The organism is uncultured Pseudacidovorax sp., assembly GCF_913773995.1.
Lineage (GTDB): Bacteria > Pseudomonadota > Gammaproteobacteria > Burkholderiales > Burkholderiaceae_C > Xenophilus.
On the sequence record NZ_CAJYES010000018.1, the window covers coordinates 33,577 to 49,427 of the forward strand.

Annotated in this window: 15 protein-coding genes; 8 read left to right on the forward strand and 7 right to left on the reverse strand. The window is 67.4% G+C overall.

The window, feature by feature from the left end:
- Positions 1–6: 6 nt before the first annotated feature.
- Complete coding sequence (locus QZ772_RS01685; protein ID WP_295522415.1) at positions 7–1,803, reverse strand: extracellular solute-binding protein; 1,797 nt, start codon at positions 1,801–1,803, stop codon at positions 7–9.
- A 37-nt stretch (positions 1,804–1,840) separates the two neighbouring features.
- Between QZ772_RS01685 and fabI the strand changes: the two genes are divergently transcribed.
- From fabI to QZ772_RS01700, 3 genes are all read left to right on the forward strand, one after another.
- Positions 1,841–2,635 (forward strand): enoyl-ACP reductase FabI, encoded by a 795-nt coding sequence (gene fabI, locus QZ772_RS01690; protein ID WP_076504461.1) that lies wholly within the window; start codon positions 1,841–1,843, stop codon positions 2,633–2,635.
- A 25-nt stretch (positions 2,636–2,660) separates the two neighbouring features.
- Positions 2,661–3,497 carry a DNA ligase gene (locus QZ772_RS01695; RefSeq protein WP_295522418.1) on the forward strand — a complete coding sequence of 279 codons (837 nt, stop codon included), beginning with the start codon at positions 2,661–2,663 and terminating at the stop codon, positions 3,495–3,497.
- A gap of 82 nt (positions 3,498–3,579) precedes the next feature.
- Complete coding sequence (locus QZ772_RS01700; protein ID WP_295522420.1) at positions 3,580–3,921, forward strand: YbaN family protein; 342 nt, start codon at positions 3,580–3,582, stop codon at positions 3,919–3,921.
- Between the two features lie 88 nt (positions 3,922–4,009).
- On the opposite strand, the gene phnX is transcribed toward QZ772_RS01700, so the two are convergent.
- The 5 genes from phnX to QZ772_RS01725 all read right to left on the reverse strand — a co-directional run bounded on the left by phnX (position 4,010) and on the right by QZ772_RS01725 (position 9,906).
- Positions 4,010–4,828 (reverse strand): phosphonoacetaldehyde hydrolase, encoded by an 819-nt coding sequence (gene phnX, locus QZ772_RS01705; protein ID WP_295522422.1) that lies wholly within the window; start codon positions 4,826–4,828, stop codon positions 4,010–4,012.
- Positions 4,829–4,849: 21 nt separating this feature from the next.
- Complete coding sequence (locus tag QZ772_RS01710; protein WP_295522424.1) at positions 4,850–5,983, reverse strand: TIGR03364 family FAD-dependent oxidoreductase; 1,134 nt, start codon at positions 5,981–5,983, stop codon at positions 4,850–4,852.
- 16 nt (positions 5,984–5,999) lie between these two features.
- Positions 6,000–7,700, reverse strand: coding sequence for a putative 2-aminoethylphosphonate ABC transporter permease subunit (locus tag QZ772_RS01715; RefSeq protein ID WP_295522426.1), 1,701 nt, complete (start codon positions 7,698–7,700; stop codon positions 6,000–6,002).
- Positions 7,701–7,702: 2 nt separating this feature from the next.
- Positions 7,703–8,791 (reverse strand): putative 2-aminoethylphosphonate ABC transporter ATP-binding protein, encoded by a 1,089-nt coding sequence (locus tag QZ772_RS01720; RefSeq protein ID WP_295522448.1) that lies wholly within the window; start codon positions 8,789–8,791, stop codon positions 7,703–7,705.
- 77 nt (positions 8,792–8,868) lie between these two features.
- Positions 8,869–9,906 (reverse strand): putative 2-aminoethylphosphonate ABC transporter substrate-binding protein, encoded by a 1,038-nt coding sequence (locus tag QZ772_RS01725; RefSeq protein WP_295522428.1) that lies wholly within the window; start codon positions 9,904–9,906, stop codon positions 8,869–8,871.
- Positions 9,907–10,064: 158 nt separating this feature from the next.
- Here QZ772_RS01725 and QZ772_RS01730 point away from each other — a divergent pair, with 158 nt between their 5' ends.
- Genes QZ772_RS01730 through QZ772_RS01740 form a run of 3 tightly spaced genes read left to right on the forward strand, consistent with a single transcriptional unit; the run spans position 10,065 to position 12,228 of the window.
- On the forward strand, positions 10,065–10,802 hold the full coding sequence (locus QZ772_RS01730) for a phosphonate utilization associated transcriptional regulator (protein WP_295522430.1): 738 nt from the start codon (positions 10,065–10,067) through the stop codon (positions 10,800–10,802).
- An 8-nt stretch (positions 10,803–10,810) separates the two neighbouring features.
- Positions 10,811–11,365, forward strand: a complete 555-nt coding sequence (locus QZ772_RS01735) for a phosphonate degradation HD-domain oxygenase (protein WP_295522432.1) — start codon at positions 10,811–10,813, stop codon at positions 11,363–11,365.
- Positions 11,362–12,228, forward strand: a complete 867-nt coding sequence (locus QZ772_RS01740; RefSeq protein ID WP_295522434.1) for an EamA family transporter — start codon at positions 11,362–11,364, stop codon at positions 12,226–12,228. The genes QZ772_RS01735 and QZ772_RS01740 overlap by 4 nt, the downstream gene beginning before the upstream one ends.
- Before the next feature lie 45 nt (positions 12,229–12,273).
- Here the strand turns inward: QZ772_RS01740 and QZ772_RS01745 are convergent, their stop codons facing one another.
- Entirely contained in the window at positions 12,274–14,568 is a 2,295-nt protein-coding gene (locus tag QZ772_RS01745; RefSeq protein ID WP_295522436.1) for an arginine/lysine/ornithine decarboxylase, read from the reverse strand.
- 136 nt (positions 14,569–14,704) lie between these two features.
- Here QZ772_RS01745 and QZ772_RS01750 point away from each other — a divergent pair, with 136 nt between their 5' ends.
- Both QZ772_RS01750 and QZ772_RS01755 read left to right on the forward strand, forming a co-directional pair.
- Positions 14,705–15,130: an NfeD family protein gene (locus tag QZ772_RS01750; protein ID WP_295522438.1), complete on the forward strand. Its 426-nt coding sequence runs from the start codon at positions 14,705–14,707 to the stop codon at positions 15,128–15,130.
- A gap of 56 nt (positions 15,131–15,186) precedes the next feature.
- A partial coding sequence (locus QZ772_RS01755; RefSeq protein WP_295522440.1) for a paraslipin occupies positions 15,187–15,851 on the forward strand: 665 nt, incomplete at its 3' end.

Here is a 15,851-nt window from a genome sequence, read left to right on the forward strand (position 1 = left end):
GCCGCGCTATTTGTTGCTGGAGGACGCCCACCACGTTGCCGCGGCCCAGCTGTCCGGTTCGTAGTAGGGCGGAACGCTCGGCGGCAGCACGAAACCGGCGGGCCGGTAGCCCACCAGGAAGCCACTGCTGTACCACTGCGGGATGCCGTAGTAGCCGTTGGTGAGCACGCGGTCGAGCGCGCGCATGGCGGCGCCCAGCTCGTCGCGCGTGGTGGCGGCCAGCACGCGGCGAATGATGGCGTCCACCGCCGGATCCTTCAGGCCCCAATAGTTGGCCGACCCATGCGTGCCGGCTGCTTCGGAGCCGAAGTATTCGAGCAGCTCGCTGCCCGGCGTGGTGCGGGCCGGAATGCGGATGCTGCCGAGCTCGAAATCGAAGTCGTCCATGCGCTGCTGGTACAGCGCACCGTCGACGTTGCGCACCGTCATCTGGATGCCCAGCTTGGCCATGGCGGCCTGCATCGGCAGCACCAGCCGCACGCCCGAAGGCTGGGCGTTCAGGTATTCCAGCGTGAAGGCTTCGCCCTTGGCATTGCGCAGCGCGCCGTCGCGATAGGTCCAGCCCGCTTGGGCAAGCAGATCGCGGGCCTTGCGCAGGTTCTCGCGCAGGCTGGAAGGCGGCACGGTGCTGGGAGACAGCGGCACCGGGCCGAAGACCTCGGGCCGAAGTTGGGCGCGCAGCGGCTCCAGCAAGGCCAGTTCATCGGCGCCCGGCAGCCCTTTGGCCTGGAAGGGGCTGTTGGGAAACCAGCCCTGCACCCGCGTATAGATGCCATAGAACATCTGGCGGTTGAGCCATTCGAAGTCCATGGTCAGGGCCAGCGCCTGGCGCACGCGCACGTCCTGCAGCTTGGGATTGCGCAGGTTGAAGATGTAGCCCTGGTAGTCACCCGGCGCGCCGCTGGGAAAGACCTGCTTCTTCACCTCGCCGCGGTCGAAGGCGCGGCCTGTGTACTGGCGGGCCCAGTTGCGCGAGATGAACTCGCGCTTGAGGTCGTACTCGCCCGCCTTCAGACCCTCGAAGCGGGCCGTGTCGTCCAGGTAGAGCTTGTAGGTGATGCGGTCGAAGTTGTACTGGCCCCGGCGCACCGCCAGGTCACGCCCCCAGTAGTTCTTGTCGCGCACGTAGGTGATGTCGCGGCCCAGCCGGGCGCTGGAGGGCCGGTACGGACCGGAGCCGATGGGCAGTTCGGTGATGACCTGGTCGAAGGGCTTGCCCTGACCCCAGCGCTGGCTGAAGACCGGGATGCCACCGGCCAGCAGCGGCAGTTCGCGGTTGTCCGAATCGAAGTCGAAGCGCACCACGCGCTCGCTCACGGCCTTGACGCTGCGAATGCCCGCCAGCAGCGTTCGGTACTGCGGCGCCGCCTGCTTGCTGATGAGTGTTCGCCATGAGTACACGACGTCTTCGGCAAGCACCGGCGCGCCGTCACTGAAGCGCGCTTCGGGCCGCAGGCGGAACACGGCGGAGCGATGGTCGGGCGCCACCTCCACATCCTCGGCCAGCAGGCCGTAGGCGGTCGAGGGCTCTTGCAGATTGCCCACCAGCAGCGACTCGAACACCAGGTCCGTGAGCCCGGCGGGCGCGGTGCCCTTGAGCGTGAACGGGTTGAACTTGTCGAACTGCGTGACGGCGATCGGTGGCACCAGCCGGATCTCGCCGCCCTTGGGCGCGTCCGGGTTCACATAGTCGAAGTGGGTGAAGCCGACGGGGTACCTGATGTCGCCGAACTGGGCATACGCGTGCGCACCCCAGGCGGGCAGCGCCGCAACCAGAAGGGCCGGGAGCAGCCAGAGTCGCATGCGAGAATTCTGCCCAAGTTTTTCTCAAGGCAGACCCATGGGCTTTCTCAGCGGCAAGAAACTTCTGATCACCGGCGTCCTTTCCAATCGTTCCATCGCCTACGGCATCGCCAAGGCCTGCCACGCGCAAGGCGCCGAGCTCGCCTTCAGTTACGTGGGCGAGCGCTTCAAGGACCGCATCACCGAGTTCGCCGCCGACTTCGATTCCAAGCTGGTGTTCGACTGCGACGTGGGCGACGACGCCCAGATCGCCAAGCTGTTCGAAGACCTGTCGCAGACCTGGCCCAAGTTCGACGGCTTCGTCCACAGCATCGGCTTCGCGCCGCGCGAGGCCATCGCCGGCGACTTTCTCGAAGGGCTGTCGCGCGAAGCGTTCAAGATCGCGCACGACATCAGCGCCTACAGCTTCCCGGCCATGGCCAAGGCCGCCCTGCCCTACCTCAACGACCAGGCCGCGCTGCTCACGCTGACCTACCTGGGTGCGGTGCGCGTGGTGCCCAACTACAACACCATGGGCCTGGCCAAGGCCAGCCTCGAAGCTTCGGTGCGCTACCTGGCCGGCTCGCTGGGCCCCAAGGGCGTGCGCGTCAACGGCATCAGCGCCGGGCCCATCAAGACGCTGGCCGCCAGCGGCATCAAGGGCTTCGGCAAGCTGCTGCCCGCCGTGGCCGCGGTCTCGCCGATCCGCCGCAACGTGACCATCGACGACGTGGGCAATGTGGCGGCCTTCCTGCTGTCCGACCTGGCCGGTGGCGTGACCGCCGAGATCACCTACGTGGACGGCGGCTTCAGCAACGTGGTCGGAGGCATCGACGAGCCGGCCGAGGGCTGATCGCCCTTCTTCTCGCGTGACAGGCATGCGGCGTCGCGGTCTTCTGCTGGCGGCGCTGTCGGTCGCCTTGTGCGCACCGGTCTGGGCCGCGCCGCCGGCTCTGATGCTGGCGGAGGTCTGGCGCGCCGGTATGCCGCTCGACGGCTACTGGGTCAGCGAGAAGTACGACGGCGTGCGCGGCTACTGGGACGGACAGGCCCTGTGGACGCGCGGCGGCGAACGCGTCGCCGCACCGGCCTGGTTCACCGCGAATTGGCCCAGGCAGCCCATGGATGGCGAACTCTGGGCCGGCCGCGGTCTCTTCGAGCATGCTTCGGGCACCGTCCGCAGCCAGACGCCGGACGATGCCGCCTGGCGCGCCATGCGCTTCATGGTCTTCGACCTGCCCGCCGAGCCCGGCGACTTCGACCATCGGCTGCAGGTGCTGCAGCGGCTGCTGCCGATTGCGGCCATCCCCTGGCTGGAGCCCGTCGCTCAGGAACGTGCGACCACGGCCGATGCGCTCAAGCGACGCCTCGATGCCACGGTGCGCGGCGGTGGCGAGGGGCTGATGCTGCATCGGGGCAGCTCGCTCTATGGTGCGGGCCGCAGTGCGGATCTGCTCAAGGTCAAGCCCTATGACGATGCCGAGGCGGTGGTGCTCGCCCATCTGCCCGGGCAAGGCCGGCATGCGGGGCGGCTGGGTGCGCTGCAGGTCCGCACGTCGGAAGGCCTCGTCTTCAAACTGGGCGGCGGCTTCACCGATGCGCAGCGTGACGATCCGCCGCCCATCGGCAGCACCGTCACCTACCGCTACAACGGGCTCACGGCGCAGGGCCTTCCGCGCTTCGCGCGCTTCATGCGCGTGCGCACGGACCGCTGAGCGCCGTGCAGCAACGCCGCCCCCCACGCCCGCCCGAGAGGACGAGGCACCGCGTCATCTGCGCGGTCCGGCGCGGTGGCTGATGATGGCGCTGGCCGTGGTGGCACTCGCGCTGGCGGTGGCCGGCGTCGTCCTGCCGGGCCTGCCGACCATGCCGTTCGTGCTGCTAGCCGCCTGGGCTGCGGCCCGAAGCTCGCCGCGGCTCGCGGCCTGGCTGGAAAGGCATCCGCTGTTCGGGCCGCTGATCCTCGATTGGCGTGCCGGCGGGCGCGTCAGCCGCCGCGCCAAGCGCAGCGCCGCGGCCGCCATGGGCGCGTGCGCCATCGTGCTGATCTGGCTGTCGCCCTCGCGCTGGGGTGCCGCTGCGGGAATCGGTGCCATGGCCTGCGTGCTGGTATGGCTCTGGCGGCGGCCCGAGCCATGACGTTTCCCGCGTTGGCTGCCGCTGAGCTGGAACGCTGCCTTCCCTCCGCGACCATGCGCCGTCAGCGCATCGCCCCCCGAGCCGGCGCTCAGATCGCCGGCCGCTCCCCGCGTGCCATCCGCGCCTCGATTTCGTCCAGCACCGGCAGCAGGTCTGCCACGCTGTCGATCACGTAATGCGCGCCGGCACCTTGCAGCTCCGCGGTGGCGCGGGCGCGCACCTGGGCTTGGCCCTCGACATCGAGCGCCTGCCACTCGGCCAGCGTGAGACCCGCCGCATTGCCGCTGATCGCCAAACCGACCGCCCATGTGCCCGCATTCAGGCCCTCCTGCACGCCGACACCGGTGTCGTCCACCTTCACGACCGTATGCGCTGGCCACACGCCCAGATCGGCGAAGCAGCGGTACATCATCAGCGGCGATGGCCGACCGGCCGCCAGGTCGCCCGCGCAGACGAGGTTGTCGGGCACATAACCGCCCTTCGCGGCGATGGGCGTCACCACCTCCATGATCGGGCGGTTGTAGCCCGTGGTGGAGCCGATGCGCAGCCCGCGGGCGCGCACCGCCGCCACGGTGCCCAAGGCACCGGGGATGAAGTCGCAGAAGTCGGGCACCACGGCCGCATTCATCGGCGTGAAGACCTCGTAGAGCTCGTCGATGTCGGCGCGGGTGAAGCCGCGGCCGAAGCGTGCCTCCCATTGCGCCGCCACGCGCGGCAGCTGGCTCAGTGCATGGATGTGGTCCCACTTGGCCACGCCCATGGGGCCGCGTGCCTCGGCGATGCTGAGGTCGATGCCGTAACGCTCGAACAGGCGCACGAAGGCCCCCATGGGCGCGCAGGAGCCGAAGTCGATGATGGTGCCGGCCCAGTCGAAGACGACGGCCTGGAGTTTGTTTTGGTCGTTCATGGGATGTGCAGCGGGCCCGGCCTACCAGCCGGCGAAGACCTCTTCGGCGATGCCGAAGGCGGTGCTGGCGCCGGTGCCGCTGGTGACGATCACCAGCCGCGTAGCGTCGTCGGGTGCGTCGATCAGGCAGTCGGTCACGGGCGATGAGGGATAGGTGCCGACCCAGCGCTGTGTGACGGTGTAGTCGGGCAGGTGAAGCGCCTCCTGCATGTGGCGCAGCATCAGCGCATCCACATGCGTGTCGGCGAAGGGCTCGAGTACCGGGCCGTAGTGGTGGGAGTCGCCTACCACGAGCGTGCCGTCGGCGCTCTGCACCACGATCAGATGGATGCCATGCGCCAGCGACTCGCCCTCCTCCGCCTCCAGCTGGGCAAGCAGCGCCTGTGCGGCCGGCAGTCGGCTGTAGCCGTGGTAGCGCACAAGGCTGAGGTCGGCCATGACCGAGCCCGGCAGCTTGAAGCCTTCTGGCGGCCGAACCCGCAGCATGTGGAGCTGGCACAGCTGCAGGCGATGCGGCGCCAGCCGTTCGGCGAACAGACCGTTCAATTCGATGTTGGTGCAGACGGCCACGCGCTCAGCATGCAGCATGGCGCGGGAGGTGCGCACGCGCGGCGTCGCCACCTCCAGCACCTGCTCTCCAAAGCGGAAGACCACGCCATGCGCCTCGGCCAGCCAGGCCGCCAGCAGGCCGATGGCGGTGCGCGACTCGACGCGCGCCTCGTGCGGGCTGTAGAGCACGGCACGGGCGGGCCCATGCGCGCCCTCCACCCGCAATGCGGGCGCGCGCCGTGCGGCCTCGGCGAGGTCCAGCAGTTCGCAGCCCTCGGCCATCTCGGTATCCATGAACTGCTCCAGCACCGCAAGCGCCTTGTCGCGGAAGGCTGTGAGGTACAGGCCCTGGTGGACCACGTCGATGCCGGCCTGTGGCGCCACCTCGCCCCACACCTCGCGGGCGCGGCGGGCCCGGCGCCAGGTGTCGCCGGCGCCCTGCCCGGTCACGGTCACGAAGCCGAAGTTGCGGATCGAGGCGCCGATGCAGGCCGCGTCCTTCTCGATGACGCAGACCTTGAGGCCGCGGCGGGCAGCGGTGTAGGCATGGGCCAGGCCGACGATGCCGGCACCGACCACGATCAGGTCGAAAGAGGTGTTGCTCATACGGTCAGGTTCCTGCTCATCGCGCGCGCCAGCGCTGGGTGCGGCGGTCGGCCCAGCGGCCGAGCAGCAGATAAAGCACGGTCACCGCCGCCGAGCTGCCGGCGATCAGGACGGCCATGGCAGCGGCGGCACCGATCTCACCGGCTTCGTCCAGGTTGAGGATGGCGACCGAAGCGAGGCGGGTTTCCGGCGAGTAGAGAAAGACGACCGCCGAGATGGTGGTCATCGCGTTGATGAAGAAGTAGCGCGACACGTCGAGCAGCACCGGCAGGCAGATCGGCAGCGTCACGCGGCGCACGGTGGTGAACATCGTCACCTTGAGCGAGGCGGCCACCGCCTCGAACTCACCATCGATGGCCTTCAGGGCCGTCACCATCGTCAGGTGCCCCGTCGTGTAGAAGTGCACCACGGTGCACAGCACCAGCAGCCCCATCGTCTGATAAAGGCCGTTCAGCGGGTTCCACGGTGCGTTGAAGAAGAAGATGTAACCCAGGCCCAGCACCAGCCCGGGCACGGCCATGGGCAGCATGGCCATCAGCCGGATCGCCGGACACAGCGCATCGAGGCCGCGCGTCTTCTCCAGCAGGTAGGCACCACAGAACACCACCGCCGGACCGGCCACGGCCGTGCAGGCCGCCAGCAGCAGGCTGTTGAGCACCGCACCGCCCAGCTCGGCATCGACGATGCCGGCGATGTAGTGATCCAGACTGGGCGTGAGGTTGTAGGGCCACAGCTTGGCAAAGGACGCGAACACCGCCATGCCGAACATCGCCAGCATCAGAGCGCAGACGAGCAGGCAGTAGGCCGTCATGGCCGCATCGAAAGCCCTCGCCGGACGCGGCACGAGCGCGACCGCACGCGCGGTGAGCATCGCCGTCTGCTTGCGCTGGACGACGTGATCGACCACGAAGGTCAGCAGCGCGGGCGCCAGCAGCAGCAGCGCGACGACCGCCCCGCGCTGGAAGTCCTGCTGGCCGATCACCAGCTTGAACACGTCGGTGGCCAGCACGTTGAAGTTGCCGCCGACCACCTTGGGGATGCCGAAATCGGTGATGACCAGCGTGAACACCACCAGCGCGGCGGAGATCATTCCGTATTTGGCGCCCGGCAGGGTGATGGTGAAGAAGCGCCGCAGCGTGCGTGTGCCCATCGCGTCGGCCGCTTCATAGAGTCGCGCATCGGCCAGCGACAGCGCCGTCACCAAAATCATCAGCGCATGCGGAAAGGTGGCGAAGCATTCCGCGAGCACGATGCCGGGCGCACCGTAGATGCTGTCGAAGCCCAACGCCTGCCACAGACCCTTCGCCGCGCCCTGGTTGCCGAACCAGTAGATCAGCGAGATGGCGGAGAGAAGCGAAGGCGCAAGCAACGGCAGCAGCGTGATGCTTCGCAGCAGGCCCCTGGCGGGCATGCAGCTGCGCGTGAGCGCATAGGCGAAGCCGAAGGCCAGCGGTATGACGATGGCCGTCACCAGCGCCGATACCCACAGGCTGTTCCAGAGGCTGCCCAGCAGCGCAGGCGACGCCAGGTAGGTGCGGAAGTGGTCCCAGCCCGAGCGTTCCTCGGTTTGCTGCAGCGCCTGCGACAGGATGGCGCCCAGCGGCAGCAGCAGGCCCACCACCAGCAGCAGTGCCACAGCGAGCAGCAGCAGTTGGGCGACGCGGTCGCTCCAATGGACCTGCTGCCGCACGGCCGGCAGGCGGATCGCGGTCTGCATGCTCAGGCCTCCGCAGCGGGGAAGGCCCGCAGCCGATCCAGCCGCAGCGCGAAGCGCAGGCGCCGCCCCTCCTGCACGCCGAACTCGTCCATCTGGCTGAGCGAAAACTGCAGCTGCAGCGGCGTGGGCAGCCCCTCGACCACCAGTTCGGCCAGGCAGTTGCCGCCCAGGAATTCGATGTGCGCGACGGTGCCTGTGCACGGGCCCAGATGGTCCGCGTCGAAGCCCGTCATTGCCCTGTCTTCCGGACGCAGGTAGAGCATCACGTCGCGGCCCGGGCGATAGTCGGCGCCGTGGCCGGCCTCTACCTGCCAGCGCCGGTCCCCACAGCGGAACCAGCGCCCGCCCTCGGCCACGGCTGGCAGCCGGTTGACCTTGCCGACGAACTCGGCCACGAAGGGCGTGGCCGGTTCACGATAGACCTGCAGCGGCGTGCCCACCTGCTCGATCACGCCGTGGTTCATCACCACGATCCGGTCGGCGATCGACAGCGCCTCTTCCTGATCGTGCGTGACCATGATGGTGGTCACGCCGAGCCGACGCTGCAGCGCGCGGATCTCGTTGCGCAGGTGCACGCGCACGATGGCATCGAGCGCCGACAGAGGCTCGTCCAGCAGCAACAGGCCCGGCGATGCCGCCAGCGCGCGCGCGAGCGCCACCCGCTGCTGCTGGCCGCCGGACATCTGCGCCGGATATTTGCTGCCACTGCCGGGCAGGCCCACGAGCTGGAGCAGCTCATCGACGCGCGCAGCAATCTGCTTGCGGGGGCGCCGCTGGTTGACGAGGCCATAGGCCACGTTGTCCGCGATGCTCAGATTGGGAAAGAGCGCATAGGACTGGAAGACGATGCCGTAGTCGCGCTGCGCGGGCGGCAGGCGAGAGATGTCGGCACCGGCCTGCCACAGCTGGCCGCCCGTCTGCGTCTCCAGCCCCGCGATGATGCGCAGCAGCGTGGTCTTGCCGCAGCCCGAAGGGCCGAGAAAGCACACCAGCTCGCCCTGCGGAATGCTCAGGTCGATCGACTCCAGCGCCGTGAAGGCACCGAAGCGCTTGTGCACGCCTTGCAGCCGCAGGTAGTCGGGCTGGGGCACGCTTTCGACCAGGGTCAGCGACGCCGGCGCAGCACCCACGCTGCGTTCGGCCGCATGGGCACGCGCCGGCGCGTTCATCACTTCTTCGCCTCGCTCTTGGCGTCGTAGCGACGCGTCCACTCGGCCAGGGTGCGCTCGCGGTTGGTGGCGGACTTCTCGAAGTCCATCTTGATCAGGCGGGCCTCGTAGTCGTCAGGAATACCGGCCAGCTTAGGTGCCACGCCCGGCTGGGCAGTCACGGCAAAGTTCTTGCCGTAGAGCAGCATGGCGTCCTTCGACGTCGCCCAGTTCGCCAGCTTCTTCGCGGCGTCCAGCTTCTTGGTGCCCTTGTAGATGCCGACGGCCTCCAGGTCCCAGCCCAGGCCCTCCTTGGGGAACACCAGTTCGATGGGTGCCCCCTTGGCCTTGTTGGTGTAGCCGCGGTACTCGAAGGAGATGCCGGCCACGTATTCGCCCGCAGCCGCCATGTTGCAGGGCTTGGAGCCGGAGTGCGTGTACTGGGCGATGTTCTCGTGCAGCGCGTCCATGTACTTCCAGCCACCACCCTTGCCGGCGTCGTCCCCCCACAGCTGGAGCCAGGCCGCGACGTCGAAATAGCCCGTACCCGACGATGCCGGGTTGGGCATGACCACCTGGCCCTTGTACTCGGGCTTGGTCAGGTCCTTCCAGGTGGTGGGGACGGGGATGTTCTTCTTCTTGGCCTCGACCGTGTTGAAGCACACGACGGCACCGAACACGTCCATGCCAACCCAGGCGGGCGGGTTCTTCTTGTCGCGGTACTGCGGCATCACCGCATCCAGGTTCAATGGCGCATAGGGCTCGAGCATGCCCTGCTTGTCGAACAGCGCCATGCTGGAGGCGGCCACGCCCCAGACGACGTCTGCCTGGGGATTGGCCTTCTCGGCCAGCAACTTGGCGGTGATCACGCCGGTGGAGTCGCGCACCCATTTGATCTCGATGTCGGGCTCGACCTTGTTGAAGGCACTCTGGTAGGCCTTGAGCTGATCGGTCTCCAGCGCGGTGTAGACGGTCAGCTGGGTCTTCTGCGCGAAGGCCGCGCCGGCGGCTGCCACGCCGATGAGGGCGGTCGCAATGGTCTTGACGGAAAAGTGCATGGGCAGGCTCCTCGAGGAAATGACCGGGCGAATGTGCCGCCGCGAAACGACATCTTCGTGACATGCTCGCCAAGCAAAATCGGGGCCTGCTCCAGCATTTTGTCTATTGTTCTTTGTAGATCGTAGACAATCTACGCTCTCGAACCTACCATCGCGCCATGCCCGCCGCTCCCGCCAAGAAGGTCTCCACCCATCCCGTCATCGCACAGCTTCAGTGCCATTCGCTGGCGAATGTGGTGCAGGCGGAGATCGAACGCATGATCCTGGACGGTGAGCTCGGCCCCGGCGCCAAGCTCACCGAGGCCACGCTGGCCGATCAGCTGGGCGTCTCGCGCGGGCCGGTGCGCGAGGCCTTCCGCATGCTGGAGGAAGGCGGGCTGGTGCGCACCGAAAAGAACCGCGGTGTCTTCGTGCGCGATGTGCCCATCGAGGAAGCGCTGGAGATCTTCGAGGTGCGTGCCGTGATGGACCTGTACGTCGGGCGCAAGCTGGCCGAGACGGCCACGCCGACGCAGGTGCGCGAGTTGCGCCAACTGGTCGAGGCCATGGAGCAGGCCGTGAAGGCCGGCAATGCCAAGGACTATCACCGCTTCAATCTCGCTTTCCACGACCGCCTGCTGGAACTCGCGGGCAACGTCAAGCTCGTGGCCACCTACCGCAAGCTGGTGAACGAGCTCTCGCTGTTCCGCCGGCAGAACCTCACCGACGAGTCCATGGCCGTGTACTCGCGCGAGCACCGCGCCATCCTCAAGGCCATCGCCTCCGGCGATCCGGAGGCCGCGGGCCAGGCCATGTACCAGCATGTGATGAACAGCCGCGAGCGCACCCGCCTGAACTGGGAGAAGCACCGCGGCTCAACGGCCGCCAGCGGAGCCGCCTCCGTTGCCACGCCCTGAGGCCCGCCATGCTGACGCTGCACGACATCGAGAACCTGTTCGCACGCCGCGGCGCCGAGCAATACAGCGGCGAGCCGGTCACCCAGCTGGAACACGCGCTGCAAAGTGCCCACCTGGCCGAGCAGGACGGTGCCGACGACGCGCTCGTCACGGCCGCCCTGCTGCACGACATCGGCCATCTGCTCAACGACCAGGGCGAAACGCCCACGCTTCGCGGCATCGACGACCGGCACCAGTTTCATGCCCTGCCCTTCCTGCGGGGGCTCTTTCCGGATCGCGTCCTGGACGCCATTGCCTGGCACGTCGACGCCAAGCGCTACCTGTGCGCGACCCGTCCGGACTACTGGGCCGCCCTCTCGGACGACTCCAAGCGCAGCCTGGTTCTGCAGGGCGGCGTATTCAGCGACGAAGAAGCCATGCGCTTCATGCAGCGCCCCCATGCGCAGGAGGCGATCCGCCTGCGGCTGTGGGACGACACGGCCAAACAGGCCGACCTTGCCACTCCCGACCTGGCGCACTATCTGGCGCGCGCGCGTCGCTGCATGCTGGCCCCAGGCGCATGACGCTGACGGGCCCCGTCGCACTGGCCGTGCTGTTCGGCGCGGTGCTCCATGCCAGCTGGAACGCGCTCATCAAGTCAGCGTCGGACAAGTCGCTGGACACGGCACTGATCCACAGTCTTGGACTGTTCATCGCGTTGCCCATCCTGGCCTTCACCGGTCTGCCGGCCGCCGCTTCGTGGCCCTATCTGGCCGCCTCGGTCGTGATCCATGTGGGCTACTACGTGGCGCTGGCCGGCGCGTACAAGCACGGCGACCTGGCACTGGCCTATCCGGTGATGCGCGGCAGCGCGCCACTAATGGTGGCCCTCAGCAGCCTCGCGGTGATGGGCGAGCGCCTCTCGGGGCTCGCATGGTTCGGTGTAGCCGGCATCTGTGCTGGCGTGCTCACGCTCGGTCTCTCGCCGGGTCATCTGCACACGTCCGGACACCGCGGCAAGGCCCTGGGCTTCGCGCTAGCCAACGCCTGCATCATCGCGCTCTACACCGTGGTGGACGGCCTCGGCGTGCGGGCCAGCGGCAATGCCGCCGCCTACGTTGCCCTGCTCTTCGTCTTCGACGGCCTGCCCTTCATGCTGCTGGTGCTGTGGCGGCGCGGCCCGCAGGGGCGGCGTGCCGCACTCGCCTACATGCGGGGCCGCCTGGGCGTGGCGTGGCTGGGCACGGCGGCCTCGCTGGCCAGCTATGGCATCGCGCTGTGGGCCATGACCCGGGCACCCGTGGCGGTGGTGGCGGCACTGCGCGAGACCTCGGTGCTTTTCGCCGCGCTCATCGGCACGCTGTGGCTGCGGGAGCGTTTCGGCCTGCAGCGCGCCCTCGGTACCGCCGTGGTGGTCAGCGGCGTGATGGCACTGCGATTCGGGTGATGCGGCCGCGCAGCGCACCAGGGCTGCGCGCCGTCGAGTGCAGGCTCAGCGCTTGACGCAGTCCGCGTAGTAGCGCTTCTTGCCCTTCTCGTCCACGCGGGCCACCAGACCGTGGATGTCGGTCTCGAAGCCCGGGCACTCCAGGTTGAACTGGCGCGCGAACTTGAGGTAGTCCACGATCTTCTTGTTGAAGACCTCGCCCGGAATCAGCAACGGAATGCCCGGCGGGTACGGCGTGATCAGGCTGGTGGTGATGCGGCCTTCGAGGTGGTCGATCTCCACCCGCTCGGTCTTGCGGTGCGCGATGTGGGCGAAGGCCTCGCTGGGTTTCATGGCCGGCTCCAGGTCCGAAAGGTACATCTCGGTGGTCAGGCGGGCGATGCCGTACTTGGCATACAGCTCGTGCACGCGCTGGCACAGGTCGCGCAGGCCCATGCGCTCGTAGATGGGATGCTGCTGGCAGAACTCCGGCAGGATGCGCCACATCGGCTGGTTGCGGGCGTAGTCGTCCTTGAACTGCTGCAGCGCCGTCAGCAGCGTGTTCCAGCGGCCCTTGGTGATGCCGATGGTGAACATGATGAAGAAGCTATAGAGGCCCGTCTTCTCCACGATCACGCCATGCTCGGCCAGGAACTTGGTGACGATGCTCGCCGGGATGCCCGTGGGCGCGAACTTGCCGTCCAGATCCAGACCGGGCGTGACGATGGTCGACTTGATGGGGTCGAGCATGTTGAAGCCGTCGGCCAGCTTGCCGAAGCCGTGCCAATTGCGCGCGCCGTTCTTCTTGCCGCCGTTGCCGGCGCGGGTCTCGCCCTTGATGATCCAGTCGTCCGCGCGGCCGATGCCTTCCTCGACCAGGTGCTCCGGGCCCCAGACCTTAAACCACCATTCGTCCTTGCCGAACTCCTCCTCCACCTTGCGCATGGCGCGGCGGAAGTCCAGGGCCTCGAGGATGCTCTCTTCCACCAGCGCCGTGCCGCCGGGCGGCTCCATCATGGCGGCCGCCACGTCACAGCTCGCGATGATGGCGTACTGCGGGCTGGTGGACGAATGCATCAGGTAGGCCTCGTTGAAGAGGTCACGGTCCAGCTGGCGGTTCTGCGAGTCCTGCACCAGCACATGGCTGGCCTGGCTGATGCCGGCCAGCAGCTTGTGCGTCGACTGGGTGGCGAACACCAGCGACTCCTTCGGCCGCGCGCGCCGCTTGCCCATGGCGTGGTACGGCCCGTAGAAGGGATGGAAGGCCGCGTGCGGCAACCAGGCTTCGTCGAAGTGCAGCGTGTCGACGTAGCCATCGAGCATGCTCTTGATGGTCTCGGTGTTGTAGATCACGCCGTCATAAGTGGACTGCGTGAGCGTGAGCACGCGCGGCTTGACCGTGTCGGCGTCGACGTCCTTGAGCAGCGGGTTGGCGCGGATCTTGGCCTTGATCGCCTCGGGCTCGAACTCGCTCTTGGGGATCGGGCCGATGATGCCGTAGTGGTTGCGCGTGGGCTTCATGAAGACCGGGATCGCGCCGGTCATGATGATCGCGTGCAGGATGGACTTGTGGCAGTTGCGGTCCACCACCACCACATCGTCCGGCGCCACCGTGTGGTGCCACACCATCTTGTTGGATGTGGACGTGCCGTTGGTGACGAAGAAGCAGTGGTCGGCATTGAAGATGCGCGCCGCATTGCGCTCGCTGGCAGCCACGGGGCCGGTGTGGTCGAGCAGCTGGCCCAACTCTTCCACCGCGTTGCAAACGTCGGCGCGCAGCATGTTCTCGCCGAAGAACTGGTGGAACATCTGGCCGATGGGACTCTTGAGGAAAGCCACGCCGCCCGAGTGGCCCGGGCAATGCCACGAATAGGAGCCGTCTTCCGCGTAGTCGATCAGTGCCTTGAAGAACGGCGGCTGCACCGTCTCGAGGTAGCTCTTGGCCTCGCGGATGATGTGCTTGGCCACGAACTCCGGCGTGTCCTCGAACATGTGGATGAAGCCATGCAGCTCGCGCAGGATGTCGTTGGGCAGGTGCCGGCTGGTCTTGGTCTCGCCGTAGATGTAGATCGGCACATCGGTGTTCTTGCGCCGCACTTCGCCGATGAAGGTGCGCAGGTTCAGCACGGCGGGGTCGAGGTCCGGACCGATGCTGAACTCCTCGTCGTCGATCGACAGGATGAAGGCGCTCGCCCGGCTTTGCTGCTGCGCGAACTGCGACAGGTCGCCATAGCTGGTCACGCCCAGCACCTCGAAGCCCTCGCTCTCGATGGCCTGTGCCAGGGCGCGGATGCCCAGTCCGGAGGTGTTCTCGGAGCGGAAGTCCTCGTCGATGATGACGATGGGAAAGCGGAATTTCATGGGCTGTCGGGCTCCGGCTTTTTGGGGGGTGCGCAAAGAAGGCGCGAAGTGTAAGGAATCCAGATGACGGTCGCGTCACGCTGTGTGCCCCAGAATGTGGGGCTTCCCGCCACCCCTTTGCTGTAGGAACTCGTCCATGGCTCAATCGACGCTCTGGTGGCTGCTGGCCGGTGCAGCCGTCGCATTCGAACTGGTCACCGGCACCATCTACCTCCTCCTGACGGCGGTCGCCTTCGCCGCTGCGGCTGTGGCAGCGCACTTGGGTGCCGCGCTGCCCGTCCAACTGGTCGTCGCCGCCGTAGTCGGCGTCGCCACGGTGGGCGCCTGGTATCTGAAGCAGCGCGCACGCCCGGCCGGTCCGCCGCCGCAGGCCAGTCCCGACATGAACCTCGACATCGGCGAGCGCGTACAGGTCGACGCGTGGCTCGCGGATGGCACGGCCCTCGTGCGCCACAGGGGCGCCCAATGGACGGCCGTGCTTCGTGCGGGCAGCCACGGCCAACCTGGTGCACATCGCGTTGTCGAGTTGCAAGGCAACCGTCTTGTGCTCGAGCCGCTCTGATAGGCGGAACTCACCGTACCTCGCGGAACCTTTCACCCACCACCCATCGAACTGCCATGGAAATTGCCATCGTCATCCTGGTCATCGCCGTCATCTTCATCTGGCAGTCCATCAAGTTCGTGCCGCAGCAGAACGCCTGGGTCCGAGAACGCCTGGGCAAGTACCACAGCACGATGACGCCGGGGCCCAACTTCCTGATCCCATTCATCGACCGCGTCGCCTACAAGCACAGCTTGAAGGAAATTCCGCTCGATGTACCCAGCCAGATCTGCATCACGCGGGACAACACGCAGCTGCAGGTGGACGGCATCCTGTACTTCCAGGTCACCGATCCGATGCGCGCGAGCTACGGCTCGTCCAACTACATCGTTGCCGTCACCCAGTTGGCGCAGACCTCTCTGCGCAGCGTGATCGGCAAGCTCGAGCTGGACAAGACCTTCGAGGAACGCGACATCATCAATGCGCAAGTGGTGGCGGCCATCGACGAGGCCGCGCTCAACTGGGGCGTGAAGGTGCTCCGCTACGAAATCAAGGACCTGACGCCGCCCGCCGAGATCCTGCGCGCCATGCAGGCGCAGATCACGGCCGAACGCGAAAAACGCGCCCTGATCGCTGCTTCAGAGGGCCGCCGCCAGGAGCAGATCAACATTGCCACAGGCGAGCGCGAGGCCTACATCGCCCGCTCCGAAGGCGAAAAGCAGGCAGCCATCAACAACGCACA

Excerpts from the sequence above, each read along its gene's own strand:
- QZ772_RS01685 (WP_295522415.1), bottom strand. The coding sequence starts at position 1,803 with ATGCGACTCTGGCTGCTCCCGGCCCTTCTGGTTGCGGCGCTGCCCGCC.
- fabI (WP_076504461.1), top strand. The coding sequence starts at position 1,841 with ATGGGCTTTCTCAGCGGCAAGAAACTTCTGATCACCGGCGTCCTTTCC.
- QZ772_RS01695 (WP_295522418.1), top strand. The coding sequence starts at position 2,661 with ATGCGGCGTCGCGGTCTTCTGCTGGCGGCGCTGTCGGTCGCCTTGTGC.
- QZ772_RS01700 (WP_295522420.1), top strand. The coding sequence starts at position 3,580 with ATGATGGCGCTGGCCGTGGTGGCACTCGCGCTGGCGGTGGCCGGCGTC.
- phnX (WP_295522422.1), bottom strand. The coding sequence starts at position 4,828 with ATGAACGACCAAAACAAACTCCAGGCCGTCGTCTTCGACTGGGCCGGC.
- QZ772_RS01710 (WP_295522424.1), bottom strand. The coding sequence starts at position 5,983 with ATGAGCAACACCTCTTTCGACCTGATCGTGGTCGGTGCCGGCATCGTC.
- QZ772_RS01715 (WP_295522426.1), bottom strand. The coding sequence starts at position 7,700 with ATGCAGACCGCGATCCGCCTGCCGGCCGTGCGGCAGCAGGTCCATTGG.
- QZ772_RS01725 (WP_295522428.1), bottom strand. The coding sequence starts at position 9,906 with ATGCACTTTTCCGTCAAGACCATTGCGACCGCCCTCATCGGCGTGGCA.
- QZ772_RS01730 (WP_295522430.1), top strand. The coding sequence starts at position 10,065 with ATGCCCGCCGCTCCCGCCAAGAAGGTCTCCACCCATCCCGTCATCGCA.
- QZ772_RS01735 (WP_295522432.1), top strand. The coding sequence starts at position 10,811 with ATGCTGACGCTGCACGACATCGAGAACCTGTTCGCACGCCGCGGCGCC.
- QZ772_RS01740 (WP_295522434.1), top strand. The coding sequence starts at position 11,362 with ATGACGCTGACGGGCCCCGTCGCACTGGCCGTGCTGTTCGGCGCGGTG.
- QZ772_RS01745 (WP_295522436.1), bottom strand. The coding sequence starts at position 14,568 with ATGAAATTCCGCTTTCCCATCGTCATCATCGACGAGGACTTCCGCTCC.
- QZ772_RS01750 (WP_295522438.1), top strand. The coding sequence starts at position 14,705 with ATGGCTCAATCGACGCTCTGGTGGCTGCTGGCCGGTGCAGCCGTCGCA.